At 62.9% G+C, this 20000-nt stretch carries 20 protein-coding genes and 1 tRNA gene (1 of these 21 running past the window's edge); 7 read left to right on the top strand and 14 right to left on the bottom strand.

The window, feature by feature from the left end; genetic code table 11:
• The 5 genes from AC5ZGW_RS37375 to AC5ZGW_RS37355 all read right to left on the bottom strand — a co-directional run.
• Positions 1-449 carry the start of a TRAP transporter substrate-binding protein gene (locus AC5ZGW_RS37375; RefSeq protein ID WP_130227576.1) on the bottom strand. It extends 640 nt beyond the left edge of the window, so 449 of the gene's 1089 nt are visible here — the first part of the coding sequence; its start codon is at positions 447-449; the stop codon falls past the left edge of the window.
• A 232-nt stretch (positions 450-681) separates the two neighbouring features.
• Positions 682-2019: an NAD(P)H-dependent oxidoreductase gene (locus AC5ZGW_RS37370; RefSeq protein ID WP_130227575.1), complete on the bottom strand. Its 1338-nt coding sequence runs from the start codon at positions 2017-2019 to the stop codon at positions 682-684.
• 139 nt (positions 2020-2158) lie between these two features.
• The gene (locus AC5ZGW_RS37365; RefSeq protein ID WP_130227574.1) at positions 2159-2959 is read right to left on the bottom strand and encodes a phytanoyl-CoA dioxygenase family protein; all 801 of its coding nucleotides are present in this window, start codon (positions 2957-2959) and stop codon (positions 2159-2161) included.
• Positions 2960-3087: 128 nt separating this feature from the next.
• The gene (locus AC5ZGW_RS37360) at positions 3088-3762 is read right to left on the bottom strand and encodes a GntR family transcriptional regulator (protein WP_130227573.1); all 675 of its coding nucleotides are present in this window, start codon (positions 3760-3762) and stop codon (positions 3088-3090) included.
• Between the two features lie 92 nt (positions 3763-3854).
• On the bottom strand, positions 3855-4721 hold the full coding sequence (locus AC5ZGW_RS37355) for a sigma-70 family RNA polymerase sigma factor (protein WP_130227572.1): 867 nt from the start codon (positions 4719-4721) through the stop codon (positions 3855-3857).
• Between the two features lie 110 nt (positions 4722-4831).
• Between AC5ZGW_RS37355 and AC5ZGW_RS37350 the strand changes: the two genes are divergently transcribed.
• Both AC5ZGW_RS37350 and AC5ZGW_RS37345 read left to right on the top strand, forming a co-directional pair.
• On the top strand, positions 4832-5287 hold the full coding sequence (locus AC5ZGW_RS37350; RefSeq protein ID WP_130227571.1) for a carboxymuconolactone decarboxylase family protein: 456 nt from the start codon (positions 4832-4834) through the stop codon (positions 5285-5287).
• A 299-nt stretch (positions 5288-5586) separates the two neighbouring features.
• The gene (locus AC5ZGW_RS37345; protein ID WP_130227570.1) at positions 5587-7320 is read left to right on the top strand and encodes an adenylate/guanylate cyclase domain-containing protein; all 1734 of its coding nucleotides are present in this window, start codon (positions 5587-5589) and stop codon (positions 7318-7320) included.
• A 119-nt stretch (positions 7321-7439) separates the two neighbouring features.
• On the opposite strand, the gene AC5ZGW_RS37340 is transcribed toward AC5ZGW_RS37345, so the two are convergent.
• Positions 7440-8249 (bottom strand): alpha/beta fold hydrolase, encoded by an 810-nt coding sequence (locus AC5ZGW_RS37340; protein ID WP_130227569.1) that lies wholly within the window; start codon positions 8247-8249, stop codon positions 7440-7442.
• 112 nt (positions 8250-8361) lie between these two features.
• On the opposite strand from AC5ZGW_RS37340, the gene AC5ZGW_RS37335 reads away from it, so the two are divergent.
• Positions 8362-8904 carry a methylated-DNA--[protein]-cysteine S-methyltransferase gene (locus AC5ZGW_RS37335; RefSeq protein ID WP_130227568.1) on the top strand — a complete coding sequence of 181 codons (543 nt, stop codon included), beginning with the start codon at positions 8362-8364 and terminating at the stop codon, positions 8902-8904.
• Between the two features lie 183 nt (positions 8905-9087).
• Here AC5ZGW_RS37335 and AC5ZGW_RS37330 read toward each other — a convergent pair whose 3' ends face one another.
• From AC5ZGW_RS37330 to AC5ZGW_RS37315, 4 genes are all read right to left on the bottom strand, one after another.
• Positions 9088-9957 (bottom strand): MBL fold metallo-hydrolase, encoded by an 870-nt coding sequence (locus AC5ZGW_RS37330; RefSeq protein WP_130227567.1) that lies wholly within the window; start codon positions 9955-9957, stop codon positions 9088-9090.
• A 13-nt stretch (positions 9958-9970) separates the two neighbouring features.
• Positions 9971-10588 (bottom strand): glutathione S-transferase family protein, encoded by a 618-nt coding sequence (locus AC5ZGW_RS37325; RefSeq protein WP_028163059.1) that lies wholly within the window; start codon positions 10586-10588, stop codon positions 9971-9973.
• 140 nt (positions 10589-10728) lie between these two features.
• Positions 10729-11571 carry a fumarylacetoacetate hydrolase family protein gene (locus AC5ZGW_RS37320; RefSeq protein WP_130227566.1) on the bottom strand — a complete coding sequence of 281 codons (843 nt, stop codon included), beginning with the start codon at positions 11569-11571 and terminating at the stop codon, positions 10729-10731.
• A 125-nt stretch (positions 11572-11696) separates the two neighbouring features.
• Positions 11697-12551 (bottom strand): MBL fold metallo-hydrolase, encoded by an 855-nt coding sequence (locus AC5ZGW_RS37315; protein ID WP_130227565.1) that lies wholly within the window; start codon positions 12549-12551, stop codon positions 11697-11699.
• Positions 12552-12667: 116 nt separating this feature from the next.
• On the opposite strand from AC5ZGW_RS37315, the gene AC5ZGW_RS37310 reads away from it, so the two are divergent.
• Entirely contained in the window at positions 12668-13123 is a 456-nt protein-coding gene (locus AC5ZGW_RS37310; protein ID WP_028163056.1) for a DUF3775 domain-containing protein, read from the top strand.
• On the opposite strand, the gene AC5ZGW_RS37305 is transcribed toward AC5ZGW_RS37310, so the two are convergent.
• Positions 13101-14075 (bottom strand): NADPH:quinone reductase, encoded by a 975-nt coding sequence (locus AC5ZGW_RS37305; protein WP_245474848.1) that lies wholly within the window; start codon positions 14073-14075, stop codon positions 13101-13103. The genes AC5ZGW_RS37310 and AC5ZGW_RS37305 overlap by 23 nt on opposite strands.
• A 29-nt stretch (positions 14076-14104) precedes the next feature.
• Positions 14105-14887: an SDR family oxidoreductase gene (locus tag AC5ZGW_RS37300; protein ID WP_028163054.1), complete on the bottom strand. Its 783-nt coding sequence runs from the start codon at positions 14885-14887 to the stop codon at positions 14105-14107.
• Between the two features lie 150 nt (positions 14888-15037).
• Between AC5ZGW_RS37300 and AC5ZGW_RS37295 the strand changes: the two genes are divergently transcribed.
• Positions 15038-15799 carry a glucose 1-dehydrogenase gene (locus AC5ZGW_RS37295; RefSeq protein ID WP_130227564.1) on the top strand — a complete coding sequence of 254 codons (762 nt, stop codon included), beginning with the start codon at positions 15038-15040 and terminating at the stop codon, positions 15797-15799.
• Between the two features lie 381 nt (positions 15800-16180).
• Positions 16181-16257 (top strand) — tRNA-Met (locus AC5ZGW_RS37290).
• Here the strand turns inward: AC5ZGW_RS37290 and AC5ZGW_RS37285 are convergent.
• Positions 16214-16930, bottom strand: a complete 717-nt coding sequence (locus AC5ZGW_RS37285) for a recombinase family protein (RefSeq protein ID WP_130227582.1) — start codon at positions 16928-16930, stop codon at positions 16214-16216. The two genes, AC5ZGW_RS37290 and AC5ZGW_RS37285, sit on opposite strands and share 44 nt — an antisense overlap.
• A 25-nt stretch (positions 16931-16955) precedes the next feature.
• Entirely contained in the window at positions 16956-17696 is a 741-nt protein-coding gene (locus AC5ZGW_RS37280; protein ID WP_130227581.1) for an SDR family NAD(P)-dependent oxidoreductase, read from the bottom strand.
• Positions 17697-18683: 987 nt separating this feature from the next.
• Here AC5ZGW_RS37280 and AC5ZGW_RS37275 point away from each other — a divergent pair.
• The gene (locus AC5ZGW_RS37275; RefSeq protein ID WP_130227563.1) at positions 18684-19865 is read left to right on the top strand and encodes an amino acid ABC transporter substrate-binding protein; all 1182 of its coding nucleotides are present in this window, start codon (positions 18684-18686) and stop codon (positions 19863-19865) included.
• Positions 19866-20000: the final 135 nt, after the last annotated feature.

The raw sequence follows: 20000 nt of genomic DNA, 5'->3' as shown, positions 1-20000 counted from the left end.
CCGGTCGGGACGCTGGTGCAGCCATATTCCTTGAGCAGATCGTTGAGCAGATCCTGTCCGCCGCCCCATTGCAGCCAGGAGATGTGCTGGCGCGTGTTGAGGCCGAACGGCAGCGACGTGCCGAACGTGAAGGCCGGGTTCTTGCCCCAATAGTAATAGAGCGCGGTGTTGCCCATCTCGACCGTGCCGTTCGACACGGCATCGAGCACCTGCAGGCCGGGCACGATTTCACCGGCCGCGAACGGCTGGATCTGGAATCTGTTGTCGGTGATCTCGGCCACGCGCCTGCAGAAAAATTCGCAGCCGCCATAGAGCGTATCGAGCGCCTTCGGCCAACTCGCCGCGAGGCGCCATTTCACTTCCGGCATCGATTGCGCAACCGCGGGCGCAGCAATGGCGCTCGCGGCGAGCGAGATGCCGCCTGCCTTCAAGAACTCACGACGTTTCATTGCGTTTCCCCTCTGCTGGTGTCGATACCTCGACGAGGGACAACGATCTTGAGTGTCGTTTTGGGCTTCGTCGGTGACCGACGCTGGATTGTGGTGATTGGGTTCGCAGGCCTTCAACAGGCTCTTGTTATCGGAATTCCGAAATTTCCGGTTCCGTCAGCGAGCATGACCGTTCGCCCATCGATAATCAAGCGCAATGCTCTATCGCAGTTGCGAAGCGCGCGCTCAATTGTCAGGCACGCACGCGCTCGGCGTCTGCCTTCGTCCCGCCGAACGCCGCTTCCATCGCCTTGCGCGTCTTGATCGTCTCGTTATTCGCGTCGATCTCGATATCGCTCCAGCGCACCACCGCGCCATGCGCGATATTGTTCTTCAGCTTCACGCGATGGGCGAGCCCGATCGGCAATGCGCCGGCGGCAAAGCTTGCGTGTGCCGGCATCAGCTTGCCCCACACCGTGTAGCCGCCTTCGCCATCGAGCTCTTCGCCTGCACGCAGATCGCGCTTGGCGACTGCGGCGACATCGCCGCGAAAGCCGTGCGGCTGGCCGGTTGGCTCATTGCGTAATGCTGCCGACAGGACCGAGATGTTCAGCTCCAGTCCGATCAGATGATAGGGCTTGTACATCGCCGCATAGCGGCCGGAGGCGTCCGTCTTCAGCCCGTATTGCTTGAAGCAATCGGCGGCATAGTCGTTCGGGGCCTCCAGCACGACATAGACGCCCCAGCGCAGGTCGCGGAAGACCGGACGGCCGTCGCGCTCGATCGACGACACCACTTCCACCACACCCGACTTCTCCAGCACGCCGCCTTTCTCGCGCGGCCGCAAGATATGCGGGAGATCGTCGACTCCGCAGGGCGGAAACAAGAGGCCATCGGAGGGCACGTCGAGGCCGGTTGCGTTGGCAATCGCCGCCATCTCGATCGCGGACTTGGTGCCGTCGAGGAAGGAGTTGAACATCTGCGGATTCATGCCGGCGGATTGCGCCTCGCCGGCGGTGAGGCCGTAGTGGCTCCAAACGCCTTCGGGCGTCACGTCGTGATAAACAGGCAGATACTTCGTGCCCTTGCCGGCGGCAACGACACGAAAACCGGTGCCGCGTGCCCAATCGACCATTTCCGCCGTCAGTGCCGGCTGGTCGCCGTAAGCGAGCGAATAGACCACGCCGGCCTTGCGGGCCTCCTCCGCGAGCAGCGGGCCCGCCAGCACGTCGGCCTCGACGTTGACCATGACGATGTGCTTGCCGGCCGCGATCGCCGCGCGCGCGTGTCTGATGCCGACCGCCGGATTGCCGGTTGCCTCCACCACCACATCCATCGCGCCGCCGGCAATCGCCCGCGCGCCGTCATCGGTGAACGTCGTGGCTTTGATCCGATCCTCGCCCCAGCCGACGGTGCGGCACGCCTCGCGTGCGCGGTCGCGGTCGAGATCGATGATGATGGGCACCTCCAATCCCGGCGTGTGCGGCACCTGCGACAGGAACATCGAGCCGAATTTTCCGGCGCCGATCAGCGCCACGCGAACCGGCTTGCCGGCGGCGGCGCGGGCTTTGAGGAGGTGGTGGAGGTTCATGGCGGGATATCCGATGATGATTGGCTTGGTCATTCCGGGGCGACGCGCAAGCGTCGAGCCCGGAATCCATCGGCCGCATGCGCGCGCGGAGAAATGGATTCCGGGCCCGCGCTTCGCGCGTCCCGGAATGACAGGAAGACTACTCCGCCGCCTGCCGCGGCGCACGCGCCAGCCGGACCAGCGCGTCGTCGGCGACCGTCTGGATCGGCGTGAAATCGCGATGGGCGATGTATTCCGGCCGCGTCGGCGTGCGGATGTAGTTCGAGACCGCGTTCAGTGTCAGGTACACGATCTTGCGCGGATAGGGTGTGATGTTGCCGCTCGATCCATGCACCAGATTGCCGTGGAACATCAGCATGCCGCCGGCCTTGCCGGTCGGCGCGACGATGCCGCCGTCCTTCACCAGGCGCGTCACGGTCTCCTCGTCCAGCGTCCACAGCGGATAGGAGGTGGTCTGAAGGTCATGGGCGGCCTTGAGGTCGCCGGCATGGTGGCTCTTCGGCACCAGCATCAAGGGGCCATTGATCGGCATCACCTCGTCGAGGAAGATCGCGATATTCATCGCGCGCGGCTCCAGCATGCCGTCGTCGCGCTTCCAGGTGCCGTAATCCTGGTGCCACTGCCAGACATCGCCGGTGAAGGCCGCCTTCGCGTTGATCTTGAACTGATGCATGTAGACCTTCTCGCCGAAGATCTGCTCGATCGGCTCGATCATGCGCGGATGTGCGCCGAGGGCGCCGAAGGCCTCGTTGTAGAGATGCGCGGCAAAGGCGGTGCGCGGCGCACCGCTCTTCTCGCGCCACACCTCGGGGCGGTTGGCGTCGTAGATACTCACCGCCTCGCGGGCGAGGAAATCCACCTCTTCCTGGCTGAACAATTCGGGCAGGAACAGCCAGCCCTCGCGGTTGAAGAATTCGATCTGCTCTGGCGTCAGTTTCATGGTGTGTCCTCCTTTTGGTTTATCGTTGATCTCTCAGTCGCCATGGCCCGGCTTGACCCGGCCATCCACGCCGTTCTCTCTGCGTCCAAGACGTGGATGCCCGGGTCAAGCCCGGGCATGACGGAGCGTCATGCAGCGATGGTCGCTACCCTCAATCTCTCCTCCGTCATCCGTCCTGCTGTCTGCGCATGCGCTGACGCCGCGGCCTCGGCCGCCGTGCCATTGCCGGCGAAGATATGCGCGGCGATCTGCTCATGCTCGGCCCAGGCGCTTTCGCGATAATCGAGCTCGGCGAGCACGGTCGCCATCGAGCGGCGCATATGCGCCCATTGCGGCGCGATCATCTCCTCGATCGCGGGATTGCCTGACAGCAGATAGATCGCGCTGTGGAAGTCGACATCGCGCGCGATCAGTTCGGCGAGGGGCGTCTTCGCATCGATCGCGCGTCCGGCCGTCAGCGCCGCGTTCAGCCGCTCGCGGCCGGAGGCATCGGTCCTGCTGCGCCAGGCGGCAAGCTGTGCCGCCAGCGCGTCGATCGCGCCGCGGACTTCGTAGAGCTGGCGGATGCGCTGCGGATCAAGCTGGGTCACCTCGAAGCCGCGGCGGCCGCTTTCGGCGACCAATCCCTGGCGGTGCAGCAGATGGAGCGCGTGCGACACCGGCTGGCGCGACACGCCAAGCTTCTCGGCAAGCTCGTTCTGGGTGATCCGCTGCCCCGGCGGCAGCGAACGGTCGATGATCGCCTCCAGGATCCGCGCATGGACCTGGTCGATCAGGTTGGGTAGCGGCTCGAGCGGGAGCATGCCGGGGTTTCCTTCGGAATACAGAATTCCGTATTCGAAAAGCTAGCCCCGGCTTCAGGTGCCGTCAAGGCGGAACCAGGCTGCCCTTTGCCCTAGTCGCGTGGAAGCATCTCGATGTCGAACGTCGCGATCCGCTCCGCGTCGGCAATAGCCTCGAATGCCGCGATCCTGTTGCCGGCAATGGTGAACTGCAGCACGATCCGCAGTTGCTCGTCGAGAATGACCGCCAGCGCCGGGGTGCCATCGACCAGCGCCGGCTTTGCGGCCTGCGCCCGTCCCTTGAAGGTTTCGGCAACCGCCGGCGCGCCGCGGATTTCCGCCAGCGATCCTAATCGCTGCGCCGCCGCATCGGCGCGGAACACGACATCGGGATCGAGCACTGCGAGCAGGCCCTCGAAATCGCCGTCGCGCGAGGCCGCGAGGAATGCCTCGACGATGCGGCGCTGCCGCAGCGCATCGCTATCGGCCGCCTCGCGGGAGCCCTGCACGCGGCGCCGGGCACGGCTTGCAAGCTGGCGCGCCGCTGCCGGCGTACGACCGACGATCGGTGCGATCTCCTCGAAGGGAACGGCGAACATGTCGTGCAGCACGAAAGCCAACCGTTCGGCCGGTGCGAGCGCATCCAGCACCACCAGCAGCGCCGCGCCGACGGAATCGGCCATCTCGGCCTCACGCTCATGCGTATCGTGCGCGGCCGGCTCGGGCACGTGCGGGCCCATCGGGTCCTCGCGGCGCGCCTTGCGCGCGCGCAGCATGTCGAGGCAGACGCGGGCGATCACCGTGGTCAGCCAGCCTCCCAGATTTTCGACCGTGGAGGCGTCGGTGCGGCTGAGCCGCAGCCAGGTTTCCTGCACCGCGTCGTCGATCTCGCCCGTTGAGCCCAGCATGCGGTAGGCCACGGCACGCAGATGGGCCCGATTGGTCTCGAATTGCGCGGCCAGAAAATTTTTCTCGTCCATCGGTCACACTCTCCATCTCGCGTCCGTCATGGCCATGACGAAGCAAATCCGGCCGGTGTGACAGCAAATCGGCCGGACCGCGTCAAAGCCAACGATATGGAGAACCAACGATGCAAGCCCGCATGAACCACCCGGTGATGGTCATTCCCGAGGCCATGAAGACAATGCAGGCGCTCAGCAACCTGCCGCACGGCAATCTGTCCGAGAAACTGATCGAACTCGTGCAGTTGCGCGCCAGCCAGATCAACGGCTGCAGCGTCTGCGTCGACATGCATCCGAAACTCGCGAAGAGGGCAGGGGAAACCGACGAGCGCCTGTTCTGCGTCGCCACCTGGCGCGACGCCCCCTATTTCACCGACGCCGAGCGCTCCGCGCTTGCGCTGACGGAATCGCTGACCCGGCTGAGCGACCGCGAGGAGGGGGTGCCGGAAGCGATCTGGCGTGAGGCCGACAAACATTTCAACGAAAAGGAGTTGGCGTCCCTGATCCTTGCGATCGCCGTCATCAACGTCTGGAATCGCCTCAACGTTGCCGTCCGCCAGCCGGTCGGTTCGTGGAAGGTGTGATAGAAAAACGCTTGCCGCCCCCTACCTTTGGGGGGCGGTCGCGACACTGTAGCCGGTGAGGAGGCTCCTCACCCGCCGCCTTGCCTTTTCCTGAATTCATTATTGAGCACTTAAGGTCCGCGCAGATAAAGCCCGCCGGTCCCCGCGGCGCTGAAAACGACACGCAATCCTGCCTCTGGAACTGTGCTAAGTTCCCGGCCGCTGATCAGTTGGCCAAGTCTCGATCGGCCCCGCTTCCCATTCTCGTGTCGTCCTGTTCCTCCTTCGAAGATCCGCGTGTCACACCAGAGCGCCCTTTGATGCTGCAACCGACAATCAGAAACCGAATCCTTGGCATCGCCATGGGCCTCATCGTGCTGATGGCCATCATCTCGGTGTTGTCGACGGTGATGGCAAGGAGGATCGCCCACCAGCTCGATGAGCTGACGACGAAATATGTTGAGGCTTACGGTCATCTGGCGCGGATGAACGTCCGTTCGCTGGAGCAGGCATTGGCGCTCCGCAGGATGGTGATCGCAGGCATGCGATCGCCACCGGACCAGGCTGCCGTGGCCGAGCAGCAGAAAGTTTACGAGGCCAAGGGTCTGCAAGTCGATCAGGAAGCGAAGACCGCGCGTGGCCTCATCAACGCGATCATCGCGGATCTTTCCACCGAATCCGACAACGCGAGGCTGGGCCGGATCGACGATCGAATTGAGACGCTGAATAACGACCTCCGCCGCTATCTGGGTGAGGAGCACAAACGGCTGCTGCCGCTGCTCGAAGCCGGCAATCTTGCCGAAGTCAATGCCAGTCTTGCTCGCACCGAAGCCCTGCGCAATGAACTCAACCAGAGAGTGGACGAGGTCCGCGGGGAGATGCTGGCGCAGGTGCGCGCGGACGCCGCGGCGACGATGAGAGATCAGCAAAGCTCGATCTTGATCTCGGTCATTCTGACAGCACTCGCCGCGATACTGGGCCTGCTGTTTTCGTTCTTCGTAAGCACCGGCATCACGCGGCCTGTCAGGCGCTTGCTGGAGGGCACCCGCGCCGTCGAAGCCGGCCGGCTCGATGGCTCGATCGACGTCACCACGCGAGACGAGATCGGCCAACTGACAACGGCGTTCAACAAGATGGTGGAGCAATTGCGCCACAAGGAGCGGATGCGTGAGACCTTCGGAAGATACATCGATCCGCGAGTCGTGGAAGGGCTGATTGAGAGACAATCATTGACCGCGACCGACGGTCAGCGCCGTATCATGACCGTGCTGTTCTGCGACATGAAGGGCTTTACCAGCCTCAGCGAAGGAATGACACCGCAGGGATTGGTCAAGGTGATGAATCACTACCTCTCGACCATGTCCGGCCCGATCCGCAGCCATCACGGCATCATCGACAAATATATCGGTGATGCGATCATGGCCTATTGGGGCCCGCCATTCAACGAGGATGCCGAACAGGCGCGGCTTGCCTGCCTTGCCGCCGTCGACATGGCCGATCGCGGTACGGCATTGCGGACGGAATTGCCCGAGCTGCTCGGCGTGCGGTCGGTACCGAGTGAATGCGACGTTCGCATCGGCGTTGCGACCGGCGAGGTGCTGGTGGGAAGCATCGGCTCGGAATTCATGATGAGCTACACCGTCATGGGTGATGCGGTAAACCTTGCCTCGCGCCTGGAGGGCGTGAACAAGATATACGGCAGCCATGCCCTGGTTTCCGAAGCGACGGTGAAAGCGGCCGCCGATGCGATCGAGTTTCGCGAGGTCGATCGGCTGGTCGTCGTTGGCCAGACGCGGCCGGTCACGGTGTTCGAGATCATCGGGCGCAAGGGCGAGCTCAGCCCGGCACAATCGGCATTGTTGAAGCGATACTCCGAGGGACTGGCCGCTTATCGCGCCCAACGTTGGGACGAGGCGCTTACGGCCTTCAAGGAGGCACTTGAAGCGGTTCCCGCCGACGGACCATCCATGACCTTTGTCAACCGCATCGAAGGCTTCAAGACAAATCCGCCCGCCGATGCCTGGGATGGCTCATGGTATCTCGATCACAAGTGATGCGGCTCTCTCCACCCGTCATTGCGAGCGCAGCGAAGCAATCCATGCCTCAGTGACCCGAGAAATGGATTGCTTCGCTGCGCTCGCAATGACGTGGCTTTGGCTGACGTGACGGACCGTTACTCAGCCAGAAAATCCAGCACGATCTCGCAGTAGCGCTGCGGGGCCTGCTCGAACATCGGATGCGTCGTGCCCGGGATGATCTCGGTGCGCGAATCCTTCACATGGGCCGCCAGCGTGTGCAGCACTTTCGGCAGTGCGCCTCTGGTGTTGGCGCCGCCGATGAACAGTGTCGGTGTCCTGATCGCTTCGGCGTCCGCCTTCGAGAACGGCGGCCGCTTGTCGCGCGTCTGGCCGATCAGCGTCGTTGCGTTGTCGCGCAACGGCTCTTTCACTGCCGCCGGCAGCCGCTTCCAGGCGCCGGGGCCTTCCAGCGCGTCGATGAAGATCTGCAGCCCGCCATCGATGTCGCCCTTGGCGATGATTTCGGCGGAGGCGGCGATCCGCGCCGCCAGCGGGGAGGGGCCCGGCTTGAAGTCGGGATCGAGCGTCTCATCCAGCTCGCCGCCGGGCTCGGCCAGGATCAATTTGCGCAGCAGATCAGGCCGCCGCTGCGCGACGCGGAAGGAGACGTGTCCGCCGCGCGAGTGGCCCATCAGGCCGACCGGTTTCGGTTCGATCTGCTCGATGAAGGCGATGACGTCTTCGACGTGCTGGGCGATCGAATAGGTGTCGCCGACGCCATTCCAGCGGTCGGGGAAGAAGTGCCGGAGGCTGACCGCGATCACGCGGTGCTTGCGCGACAGAAGTCCCAGCGTCGCCGACCAGATGCGGAAATCGCAGAGCGAGCCGTGCACGCACACCAATGGCGGCCCTTCGCCCACCTCGAGATAGGCCATGTCGTATCCGTTGACGCGAAGGGTTTGCATGGGGATGCTCGCAAGTTCCCGCAGGATTCGGGTGGATAGCAACATTCTCCAAGCCTAGATTCCATTGCAAGGACAAAGCTCGAAATCTCGAGCCTGAGATATGGAGCAAGCCATGGCCGGCCAGCATTTTGCGATCTTTGACACCGTGATCGGCGCCTGCGGCGTAATGTGGGGCGAACACGGTATCACCGGCGTGCAATTGCCGATGGAGACCGAGGAAAACACCCGCAAACGCATCCGGCAGCGGGGCGGCGAGGTGACGGAAGCCGCACCGCCAGTGGAAGTGAGACGCGTGATCGAAGCCATGATCGAACTGCTCGAGGGCAAACCGAACGATCTTGCCGAGGTCGTGCTCGACCTCGACGACGTGCCGGAGTTCAACCGCGGCGTCTATGACATCGCGCGCAGGATCCCTCCGGGCAAGACCATGACCTATGGCGAGATCGCCAAGCAGCTTGGGGGCGTCGAGCTGTCGCGCGACGTCGGCCAGGCGCTCGGCCGCAACCCGTGCCCGATCGTCGTGCCCTGCCACCGCGTGCTCGCAGCCGGCAACAAGCCCGGCGGCTTCTCGGCGAATGGCGGCGTGGTGACGAAGCTGAAGATGCTCGAGATCGAGGGCGCGATCGTCAACCACACGCCGAGCTTGTTCGATTGAGCTCTGACGGTGCCGCGGGCTCGAACACCTCTTCCATAGGGAGAGGCCGGATCGCGTCAGCGATCCGGGTGAGGGGTTCAGGTCTCTCGATAGAGCGTAACCCCTCACCCGGCGCTACGCGCCGACCTCTCCCTTTGGGAGAGGTGAGGAGAACGCGGCCGAGCCGCAGCTCCCCTCCGACAGCTACACCGCCTCGCACGTGAACCCGTCGCCGCTCCGCTTGATCTTGCCGACCGAGGGCGAGGGGAAATGCGCGGTGCAGCAGAGCGTATCGGTATCGCAATAGCGCTCCAGGAAACTGCGCCGCGTCCGCGCCGCCTGCGCCTGGTCGACATCGAATTTCGCCGACAGTTCCGGATAATGCGTCTGCAGCGGCGAGTGCATGAGATCGCCGGAGAACACGGCGTCGTCCTTGCCGCGCCCAAGAGTGAAGGCGACATGGCCCGGTGTGTGCCCGGGCGTCGGCAAAATGCGTGCGTGGTCGCCGATGGCGAAATCATTCGTCACGATCGCCTCGCGCTTTGACTCCACGATCGGCAGCACGCTGTCGACGAAGGGTGGCACCTCGCTCTTTTCGTTCTGCGCGGTCCAGTAGTCGAACTCGCCCTTGGCAAAGACGTAGCGCGCTTTTGGAAACGTCGGCACCCAGCGGCCGTTTTCCAGTCGCGTGTTCCAGCCGACATGGTCGACATGCAGATGCGTGCACATCACATAGTCGATGTCTTCGACCGAGCACCCGGCCGCGGCGAGGCCGCGCATATAGGTGTCGTCGGTCTTCACGTTCCATTTCGGCCGCTGCGGGCGCGGCTTGTCGTTGCCGATACAGCTATCGATCAGGATGGTATGATGCGGTGTCTTCACGACATAGGACTGGAAGCACAAGAGCAGCACGTCGCTATCGTCGAGCGCCTTGGCCTCGCGCATCCAGGCCCGGTTCTCGGCCAGCATGTCCGGCGTCAGGCCGGGCAGCATGTCCAGCGCCGGCAGGAATGCCGTCTCCTGCTCGATGATGCGGTGGATGGTGAGGTCGCCGATCGAGAAGATGAGGCTCATGGCAGACTCCGCTTCAGGCTGGCGGCGGCACCGAGATCTTGACTGATGGCCGTTCCAGCATCTTCTGGTTGAACGTATCAAGCTTCGGATAGGCCTTGCGCCAGCCGCAGTCGGAGAAGCGGAGGTCGGCATAGCCGAGCACGCAAACCAGTCCGATCTGCGCGACGTTGAACGGCCCGGAAAGCACATCCTCCCGCTGCTCGAACCGCGCCATGCCGGCCCAGGCCCGGTTCCAGTGGTCGTCATACCAGGCCTGCCACTGCAAGCCCTGCGGCCGCACCATCTTCTCGTACCGGCACAACAGCATGGAATCGAGCATGCCCTGCAGCAGCGAGTGGTCGGTTTTCGCCTTCCAACGCGCCGGTCCGGAGGCCGGAATCAATTTGCCGCCGCCGGCGAGATCGTCGAGATATTCGACGATGACGTAGGAATCGAGGATGACGTCGCCGTCATCGAGGATCAGGACCGGCAGTTTCTTCAGCGGGTTGATGTCGCGCGTGTAGGCATCGTTTGCGGTGCCTGGCGCGACCGTGGCGGGCACCAGTTCGATCTTGTCGATCAGCCCGGTCTCGATCGCAGCAATGCGCACTTTGCGGGCAAATGGCGAGGCGGGCGAGAAGGTAAGCTTCATCTGGGTGAATTCCCTCGGGAGTTCTGTTTCGCCGTCATGCCCGGGCTTGTCCCGGGCATCCACGTCCTCGAAGCGACAAGCGTGGATGGCCGGGACAAGCCCGGCCATGACGAGCTAGCGCCCACCGGTGAAGCGCCGCATTACGCCGCGACAATCTCCTGGCGCTGCTCGCCCAGGCTCTCGATGCCCAGCGTCACGACGTCGCCGACATTGAGGTACTGCGGCGGCTTCATGCCGGTGCCGACGCCGGGCGGGGTGCCGGTCGTGACGATGTCGCCGGGCAGCAGCGTCATGAACTGCGAGACGTAGGAGATGCACTTGGCCATCGAGAAGATCATGGTCGAGGTCGAGCCGGTCTGGCGGCGCTGGCCGTTGACGTCGAGCCACATCGAGAGGCTCTGCACGTTCGGGATCTCGTCCTTGGTGACGAGCCAAGGGCCGAGCGGGCCGAAGGTGTCGTGCGACTTGCCCTTGGTCCACTGTCCCAGACGCTCGATCTGGAAATTGCGCTCGGAGACGTCGTTGCAGACGCAATAGCCGGCGACATGGTTCAGCGCGTCGGCCTCCGAGACGTACTTGGCGCGGGTGCCGATGATGGCGGCGATCTCCACTTCCCAGTCGAGCTTGGTCGAGCCGCGCGGCTTCTCCACGGCGTCGTTCGGGCCGGAGAGGGCGGTGTTGGCCTTCAGGAAGAAGATCGGCTCGGATGGAATCGGATTGCCGGTTTCCTTGGCATGGTCGGTGTAGTTCAGCCCGATGGCGACGAATTTCGAGATTCCGGTGACCGGCGCGCCGAAGCGCGGGTTACCGGGAACTGAAGGCAGCTTGGACGGGTCGAGCGCGGCCAGCTTGGCCAGGGATTCCGGCGAATAGGCCTCGCCGGTGAGGTCCTTCAGATGCGCCGACAGGTCGCGCAACTGGCCGGATTTGTCGATCAGGCCGGGCTTTTCCTCACCCTTCGCGCCGTAACGAACAAGCTTCATTTTTGATCACTCCCTACAGGGGTTTTTGGACTTTGCGGACTTAGGGCGCTTCATGGAGCAGCACGGCGCGAAATTCAACTGCCGAAAGCGCGGGGTGGGGTGGGCAAACGCAGGTAGTGTGGGCGCTAGATCCGTTCCAGCGCGATGAACTTGAAGGCCTCCCCCTCGCGCTCGATGTGACCGGCGGTGAAATGGCCGCCGATCACCAGTGTCGGCGTATCGGCAAAGCGGGAGAACAATTCGCGCCGCGTCGCCGCCGATTGCTTATGGTCCGAATCCGCCGTCGAGGACCAGTCCGGATGGGCCATCTGGCAGGGATGGTGGGCGACGTCGCCGGTGAGCAGCCCTTCCTCGCCGTCGGAGCGGATGTGGATGCTCATATGGCCCGGGCTGTGGCCGGGCGTCGGGATCAGCGTGATCTCCTCCGTCAGGCGGTGGTCGGAGGGCACGAGGTCGGCCCTGTCGTCATCCGCGATCGGCTTCACGGAATCGGTGAACACCGCGATTTGGTCAGGCGATTTGCCGTGGTCGCGCCAATGCTCGAATTCGGTCCGGCCGAATACGTAGCGGGCCTTGGGAAAGGTCGGCACCCATTGGCCGTCGACGAGCTTCGTGTTCCAGCCGACATGGTCGACATGCAGGTGCGTGCACAGCACGGTGTCGATGCTATCGAGGGGAAAGCCCGCCGCAGTCAACGTCTCCAGGAAGGGATGCTTGCGGTTGTTCCAGCTCGGCACGTTGCGACCCTGCTTGTCATTGCCGAGCCCGGTGTCGACGATGATCCGCCGTGTCGGCGTCTCCACCAGCAGCGAATGGATCGACATTTTCAGCCGGCCTTCGTCGGTGGCGAAATGCGGAATGAGCCAGGGCAGCTTCTGGACTTCCTCGTTGGTCGCGAGCGGCAGGATGAAACGGGTATGCCCGACCGTCTCCAATTCGACGACCTTGGTGATCTTGACCCTGCCTACTTTCCACTCCATCGGCGGCTTCCTTATTGAAACGCTTGTTATTGCGAAGATGCTGGTTTCCGCTTGCCCGCGCAATGGATCATCTCGGATGATCCGGCGTTATCGGATCGCGAGAACAGGAGCGCGCAATGGCCGAACTGTCGATATCGACCGATAAAGTCGGTTTTTTGATCGAGAAAGCGCGGGAATTCGATGTCAAGGAAGCGGCATCCGACCCGGATTCCGGCTCGAACGCCACTGACGACGAGATGATCGATGTGCTGGAAGATGATGGCCAGGATCCGGTCGAGCGGGAAATCAGGGGCTTCATCCGCGCTCTTTCCGAAGACGAGCAGATCGACCTCGTCGCCCTGATGCGGCTTGGGCGCGGCGATCGCCCGATCGAGGAATGGGACGATCTGAGGCGAGAGGCCGCCGATCAATATAACGGACGCACCGCGCGCTATCTGCTCGGCGAACCCATGCTGGGCGATCTGCTGGCCGAGGGGCTCGAGCAGTTCGATCGTCCCTGGACCGACGAGCGCACTTCGGCGGACTCATCCAGCGAGAGTGAGCGGTCGGTCAACGAGCGCAATCAACGATAACGGTGCCGAGCTTGTCGCCCTTCTCAACCGCCAGATGAGCCTGTGCCGTCTCCGACAACGCAAACTGCCCGGCGATGTTGTGCAGGCGCGGTCCGGCCGCGAGCCATTTCGTGATGTCGGCTTGCGCCGCGGCGAGCAAGGGCAGTGGTAACGCAAACAGCACCAGCGCGCGCAAGGCGATGCATTTCTGCATCAATTCGCGCATCGGCACGACGGGGTTGCGATTGCCGTTGGTGGCGTAGACGGCGATCGTGGAATTGACCGCCATCAGCTTCAGCGTAGCAGCGAGATTGCCGCCGAAATCGACATCGACCACGCGATCGACGCCGCGTTGATGGGTGAAGGCCATGGCCTTCGCAACGACATCCTCCTCCTTGTAGTTGATCACGAGATCGGCGCCCGCGCGGCGCGCCTGCTCGGCCTTGTGCGGTGAGCTGACGGTTGCGATCACCTCGGCGCCGCCCCATTTCGCCAATTGCACGGCATAGTGGCCGACTGCGCCGGCGCCGCCGGTAACCAGCACGGTCTTGCCCACGATCGGCCCGTCCGCAAACAGGCAGCACCACGCGGTCATGCCGGGGATGCCGAGGGTGGCGCCTTCCGCGAAGGTGAGGTTGTCCGGCAGCGGCGTCACGAGGTGCTCGAGGAGCGTGATATATTCCGCGGCGGTGCCAAAGGCGCGACCGTTGCGCTGGCCGTTGAACAGCCAGACCCGGTCACCGACATTGAACCGCTTCACGCCGTCGCCGACCTGATCGATGATCCCCGCACCATCGCTGTTCGGGATCACGCGCGGATATTCCATCGCTCGATAATTGCCGCCGCGGCGGCCGACATCGGCGGGATTGACGCCGGAAGCTTCGAGGCGGATGCGCACTTCGCCCGCACCCGCCGCCGGCGTCGGTACTTCGCCGAAAGTCAGGACCTCCGCCGCCGGTCCCCGTCCGCTCATACCAGACCGCTCTCACAGCGTGCCCATCCTCACAGCGTGCCCGGGAAGGCGCCGCCGTCGAGCAGGATGTTCTGGCCGGTGATGAAGCCGGCCTTGGCGCCGCACAGGAACGCACAGGCGTAGCCGAACTCTTCGGGATCACCGAAGCGACCGGCGGGATTGAGCTTGGCGCGCTCGGTCAGCACTTGCTGGGGCGTGATGCCGCGCTTCTCGGCTTCCGGTTTCGCAGTGCCGAGCAGGCGATCGGTCTCGAACGGCCCCGGCAGCAGCGCATTGATGGTAACGTTGTTGATGACGGTCTTGCGCGAGAGGCCTGCGACGAAGCCGGTGAGGCCGGCGCGCGCACCGTTGGAAAGTCCCAAAATCTCGATCGGCGCCTTCACCGCGGCGGAGGTGATGTTGACGATGCGGCCGAATTTCCGTGCCATCATGCCGTCGACGGTGGCCTTGATCAGCTCGATCGGGGTCAGCATGTTGGCGTCGATCGCCTTGATCCAGTCGTCGCGGGTCCAGTTGCGGAAATCGCCGGGCGGCGGACCGCCGGCATTGTTGATCAGGATGTCCGGCTCCGGGCAGGCCTTCAGCACGGCCTCGCGGCCCGCGGGCGTCGTGATGTCACCGACGATCTCGGTGACGGTGACGTCGGGATGCGCTTTGCGGATCTCGTCGGCGGTCTTCTTCAGCGCGTCCGCGCCGCGCGCCGTCAAGGTGACATGGACCCCCTCATTGGCAAGCGCGATGGCGCAGGCGCGGCCCAGACCCTTGCTTGAGGCGCAAACGATGGCACGGCGGCCTTTGATCCCAAGATCCACTGTTTCACTCCCGTGATGTCAGGCGGTTTCTAAAATGTTCGATGCTGGCCACTTTAGCCAACGCCGCGCGGCCTGGTAAGTCCTGCGGCGTTGCATGGGCCGAAATCGTAGGTATCAATGCGCGCATATCAGGTTCTAGGAAACGTACCCATGTCCGATCTGTTCGATGTGAGCCAGGAAACCATCTTGATCACCGGCGCGAGCCAGGGGCTGGGGCGGCAATTCGCCCGCGTCCTTTCCGCGCATGGCGCCGCCGTCGTCCTGGCGGCGCGGCAGACCGGCAAGCTGAAGAGCCTGGAGGAGGAGATCAGGGGCAAGGGCGGCCGCGCGAGCGCGGTGCAGATGGACGTCACCGACATCGCCAGCATCGGCAAAGCGCTGGACGCAGCGGAAGCCGCCTTCGGCCCGGTCAGCGTGCTCATCAACAATGCCGGCATCGCCATCGAGAAATTGTCGACCGAGCAGACCGAGGCAGATTGGGACGCCGTGATCAACGCCAATCTCAAGGGCGCCTATTTCCTGGCGACCGAACTGGCGCGGCGCATGATCGCGCGCAAGCAGGGGGGCAACATCGTCAACATCGCTTCCGTGCTCGGCCTTAGCGTGATGAAATTCCTCTCGCCCTACACGGTCTCGAAGGCCGGCATCATCCAGGCCACCAAGGTGATGGCGCTGGAGCTCGCCGGCAACAACATCCGCGTCAACGCGCTGGCGCCCGGCTATATCGACACCGAGATGAACCACGATTTCTGGGCCACGCCCGCCGGCGAGAAGCTGACAAAGCGGATTCCGCAGCGCCGGATCGGGGCCGAATCCGACCTCGACGGCGCGATCCTGCTGCTGGCCTCAAAAGCCTCACGCTACATGACCGGCACTGTGGTGACGGTCGACGGCGGGTTCTTGCTGAACTGAGCCATCATCCGTAGCCCGGGTGAAGCGCAGCGTAACCCGGGAATCTTCGCGGGCAGGCTCCGGGTTTCGCTGTGCTTCACCCGGCCGCCCCCTGTTTCTCTTGGTCCAAGGCTCCACTTTTGCGACCTTTCCGGCAAGGGAGGTTCCAAACGTCCGATTCGCGCACGAATCCCGTCAATCTGGCCGTCACAAAACCTCAAAAAACCTGTGCCGAAGGGCTTTCCAAAGCGGATCAGCATTGATACATACGCCTCGCGCCCGGTTGCCCTCGGCCCCGGGTCGCCTTCTCAGGAAGTCTTCGAACGGATCGAGCGGCGCCCTTCCAAGCGTTGTCCGCCTCACGTTCGGCCTCTCTCCATGCAAGGCGGAAATCCGGTTTAACGCGGGGTGGAGCAGCCCGGTAGCTCGTCAGGCTCATAACCTGAAGGTCATAGGTTCAAATCCTATCCCCGCAACCAACTCAAATTGCGAAACCCCGGCCCCCGTGGCTGGGGTCTTCGTTTTGAGGGCAATTGCCAGGATTCCCGCCAGATCGCCTCGGACCTCGATCTTCAGTTCCTTGCCCCCGGGCGTGAGGACGATCTCCTTCACGAGAGGACGCAGGACCTCCCCGGCTTTGAGCCGGGTTGCCTCCGTATCAGCCTGCAGCGCCTCATGCAGCGCCCTGACTTGTTCTCGATAGAAAGTTGCCATCTCGGAGTGTAGCAGCGGTGGCGGCTCATCCGCGTCGGACAATACCTGTTCGAGCTCGGCCTTACGGCTCTCAAGCTGAACCATCTTTGAATTGATCCTATCGGCAGCACTACCTTTGAGGATCAAGTCCAGCAGGGTATCGAGTTCGCGATCTATCCGTTTGATCTCGGACCGAGCAGCCTCGATCGATGCCGAGCCCTCCATCCGTGCCTGACGCTTGCCAGTTTCGGGGTCTTTGACGAATCGTTGTCGATTCCAAACGATCCGGCCGACATACATTTCGTTGTTCAAAATGCCATTGCCGCGCTTGGTGTTACCGTTGATAGTGCTGAAACCCCAATCCCCACCGCCGGGTGCCGCAACACCACCCTTATTTAGCTCCATAGCGATGCGTTTCGCTGACTTGCCTACGACATAGTCGCGAAAGATCCGGCGCACTACCGCTGCCGAAGGTCAATTTTGCTCAGGCGATCGCGCCCCCGTCCGCGGTCAGGATGGCGCCCGTGATCACGCTTGCCGCAGGACTGGCAAGAAAGACCACAGCGTTCGCGACTTCGCGCGGCTCGGCGAACCGCCCCAAAGACGTCAGGGCTCGCTGGAAGTCGGCAGCCGCGCCGTCCGCCGGGTTTGAATCGGTATCGGTCGAGCCGGGTTGCACGAGGTTCACGGTGATCCCGTTTGGCCCTAGTTCGCGCGAAAGCCCGCGGGTGAAGGAGGTAAGGGCCGCCTTGGACATCGCATAGACCGTCACGCCCGGGAACGGGACTCGCTCCCCAAGGCCCGAACCGATCGAGATAATGCGTCCGCCTTTGGCGAGATGCGGAATTGCTGCCTTCGCAAACAGCACTGGCGCTCGCACATTGACATCCATCACGGCCTGGTATTCGCTCACACTAAGGTCGGCAATCGTTCCGTTGTGACCGATGGCGGCGCTGTTGACGAGAATATCGAGCCCTCCCAATGCTGAGACGGCTTCACTCACGGAGCGCGCGATAGCTTCCGGGTCGGCGCTATCGGCCTGGATCGCGATTGCGCGGCGCCGCATGCTCTTGATGGACTTAGCCACCGCTTCAGCTTTCTCGGCCGAATGCTGATAGGTAAACGCGACGTCAGCGCCGGTCTCCGCCAGCGTCAGCGCGATTGCGGCCCCGATGCCTCGCGAGCCGCCAGTGACCAATGCACGTTTCCCGCTCAGATCGATCATGTTTGCCTTGTCTATCATCGCTGTTTCAAGCACTCAGGTCGTTCGTATAACGAAAGGCGTTCGACAGCCTTATCCACGAACTTAGTGTTCGAGGTCCCCCTCTATCAGTGTCGATAAATGCGAAGCTGTGTTGCTAGGGTAGGAACGCCGAAGAAAGCGAATGTTTCGCCGGTGCAAGATCTGGGAATTGTACGGCGCCGGCAGAGGGCCCCGGGTAAAGCTCGCCTGAATGGCCCGCCTCCAATAGCGAGGAGGGCCATTTCCATGTGGGATCGTTCATTCGCTGGTTGCAACAACCCGAGCTCAGCTGGAAAACCGATGCAGGTCGACTGAGGAGAGCGTCAGGAAGCTTTTGCTCGGGCCCTTTCGCGCGCGGCCCGGCGGCGGTGCAGACGTTGCATTCGGCCGGCTCTTCTGGCAGCCAGCGGCGGCGCTGAGGCGGGCGCCGCGTAATCTTGTCCGTGTAGACAGCTAGACGCATAGGCGTCGGCGCATAAATGGGCTCTAGCTTCGCCCGAAGTCTCAGGTGATGTCTCTCACCCCGTGGGAGATGAGCGAACTTGGAATCGCACAGTCGCTTTGCCGGACGATTTCGAATGACCGCTCTTGGCGAAAGCAAACTTGTTGGGGTTCCACTTTCCGCGACACAGCTAGTCACTTTGCGACGCTACAGGAGTACCTGCCGCAATGTTACGTCCGTAGTCGTAGCAAAGTGGAGTATTGTGTGCGCCAGAGCCTCGTCATCAATAGTAGCGTCGCGGCCGAAGCGTCTGTACCACGGGTTCTCGTCGAAGACGCCGTACAGCGCTTGTTGAGGGCGAACCCCGACGCCGGCGTCACTTACCGCGACCTCGGCGACGGGCCGATCCCGCATCTCACGCGCGCCGCCGTTTCGGGTGTTCGAGCCGTCGCCAAGACTTGGCGCTTTTCGAGGGTGGAGTCATCCGGTCCCTCCATGTTTTCCTTGATCAGCCGGGTGCTTAACCAATGACGTCTGACTCCTCGCCGATCAGGATCGGCTACTGCCTATCGCTCACCGGACCGCTGTCGGGGAACAGTAAGTCCGCGCAGCTCGCGCATGATATCTGGCGTGATGATGTAAATAGTGGTGGCGGCCTTCTTGGACGCCCGGTGGAGTTAGTCCGCTACGATGATGAAGGGGACGCGTCTCGCGTGGCGTCGCTATACGCGCGCCTGATGGACGAGGATGGGGTGGATCTCGTCATTGGGGGGTACGGAACAAACACCAACCTTGCCGCCATGCCCGAGATCATCTCACGCCAGCGTTACTTCGTTGGGCTTATGGCGCTCGGCGCTAACAACGAACTGAACTACGAAAACTACTTCGCTATGATTCCGACGGGGCCGGACCCCAATGTCGCGCTCACAGAGGGCTTCTTCGAAACCGCCGCTCGGCAAACCCCTCGGCCGACGACTGTGGCACTGCTCTCGGCTGGCGCTGTATTTTCCCGGAACCCGATTCTTGGTGCCAAAGCCAATGCGGCGAAATACGGGTTTGAGGTAGTTCACGAGGCAACCTATCCGCTCGCAGCCAGCAATTTCGCGCCGCTTCTCGACGACGTGGCACAAAGCGGACCTGATCTTCTGTTCCTGTGCTCGTACCTCCAGGATACGATCGATCTCGTTCAAGCCCTCGAAAGGCACCCCTTCCGGCCAAAAATGGTCGGCGCAAGCATGATCGGCCCGCAGAATGCTGATGTTAAGAGCAAGCTCGGGCCGCTGCTCAACGGGATAGTGAACTATGAATATTGGGTCCCGGCACCCTCCTTGGCCTTTGAGGGCGTTAGTGCGCTGTTGGAGACCTACAGGTCGCGCGCCGCAGGATCAGGTGTGGATCCACTCGGGCACTATATGGCGCCATTGGCCTGCTCGCAGATGCAGGTCGTGGGCCTGGCTATTGAGGGCACGGGAAGTCTGGACGACGCCGCGCTCTCTGAGTTCACGCGACGTGCGGTGTTCTCGACAGTTATGGGCAACATCACCTTCGGGTCGCGCGGCGAGTGGACGCATCCCCGCGTGTTGCAGGTGCAGTTCCAGGGCGTCGTTAGCAATAGTGTCGACCAGTTCAGAGACGGCTCACGGCAAGTCGTCGTGGCTCCGCAGGAGATGGCGTCGGGAGTGTTGATCTATCCGTTCGCGAACGCTTGAGGGACCTAGATCGCGCATATCACTTATCCACCTTGGCTCAGTGCTCCACTCAGACAGGTGCAGTGCCGACAACGTCCGGAGCTTTTCCGAAACACTCGATCAGCATTTCGGTGAGGATTCTTATCTTGCGAGCGG

It is taken from the genome of Bradyrhizobium sp. Crot121 (assembly GCF_059512385.1).
This window is presented reverse-complemented; position numbering and strand designations above follow the sequence as displayed.

Bases quoted from the DNA above. Each gene is read 5' to 3' on its own strand.
- AC5ZGW_RS37275 (WP_130227563.1), top strand. From the start codon at position 18,684: ATGACGTCTGACTCCTCGCCGATCAGGATCGGCTACTGCCTATCGCTC.
- AC5ZGW_RS37335 (WP_130227568.1), top strand. From the start codon at position 8,362: ATGGCCGGCCAGCATTTTGCGATCTTTGACACCGTGATCGGCGCCTGC.
- AC5ZGW_RS37305 (WP_245474848.1), bottom strand. From the start codon at position 14,075: ATGAGCGGACGGGGACCGGCGGCGGAGGTCCTGACTTTCGGCGAAGTA.
- AC5ZGW_RS37370 (WP_130227575.1), bottom strand. From the start codon at position 2,019: ATGAACCTCCACCACCTCCTCAAAGCCCGCGCCGCCGCCGGCAAGCCG.
- AC5ZGW_RS37320 (WP_130227566.1), bottom strand. From the start codon at position 11,571: ATGAAGCTTGTTCGTTACGGCGCGAAGGGTGAGGAAAAGCCCGGCCTG.
- AC5ZGW_RS37280 (WP_130227581.1), bottom strand. From the start codon at position 17,696: ATGATCGATCTGAGCGGGAAACGTGCATTGGTCACTGGCGGCTCGCGA.
- AC5ZGW_RS37295 (WP_130227564.1), top strand. From the start codon at position 15,038: ATGTCCGATCTGTTCGATGTGAGCCAGGAAACCATCTTGATCACCGGC.
- AC5ZGW_RS37355 (WP_130227572.1), bottom strand. From the start codon at position 4,721: ATGGACGAGAAAAATTTTCTGGCCGCGCAATTCGAGACCAATCGGGCC.
- AC5ZGW_RS37365 (WP_130227574.1), bottom strand. From the start codon at position 2,959: ATGAAACTGACGCCAGAGCAGATCGAATTCTTCAACCGCGAGGGCTGG.
- AC5ZGW_RS37360 (WP_130227573.1), bottom strand. From the start codon at position 3,762: ATGCTCCCGCTCGAGCCGCTACCCAACCTGATCGACCAGGTCCATGCG.
- AC5ZGW_RS37345 (WP_130227570.1), top strand. From the start codon at position 5,587: ATGCTGCAACCGACAATCAGAAACCGAATCCTTGGCATCGCCATGGGC.
- AC5ZGW_RS37310 (WP_028163056.1), top strand. From the start codon at position 12,668: ATGGCCGAACTGTCGATATCGACCGATAAAGTCGGTTTTTTGATCGAG.
- AC5ZGW_RS37330 (WP_130227567.1), bottom strand. From the start codon at position 9,957: ATGAGCCTCATCTTCTCGATCGGCGACCTCACCATCCACCGCATCATC.
- AC5ZGW_RS37315 (WP_130227565.1), bottom strand. From the start codon at position 12,551: ATGGAGTGGAAAGTAGGCAGGGTCAAGATCACCAAGGTCGTCGAATTG.
- AC5ZGW_RS37350 (WP_130227571.1), top strand. From the start codon at position 4,832: ATGCAAGCCCGCATGAACCACCCGGTGATGGTCATTCCCGAGGCCATG.
- AC5ZGW_RS37340 (WP_130227569.1), bottom strand. From the start codon at position 8,249: ATGCAAACCCTTCGCGTCAACGGATACGACATGGCCTATCTCGAGGTG.
- AC5ZGW_RS37325 (WP_028163059.1), bottom strand. From the start codon at position 10,588: ATGAAGCTTACCTTCTCGCCCGCCTCGCCATTTGCCCGCAAAGTGCGC.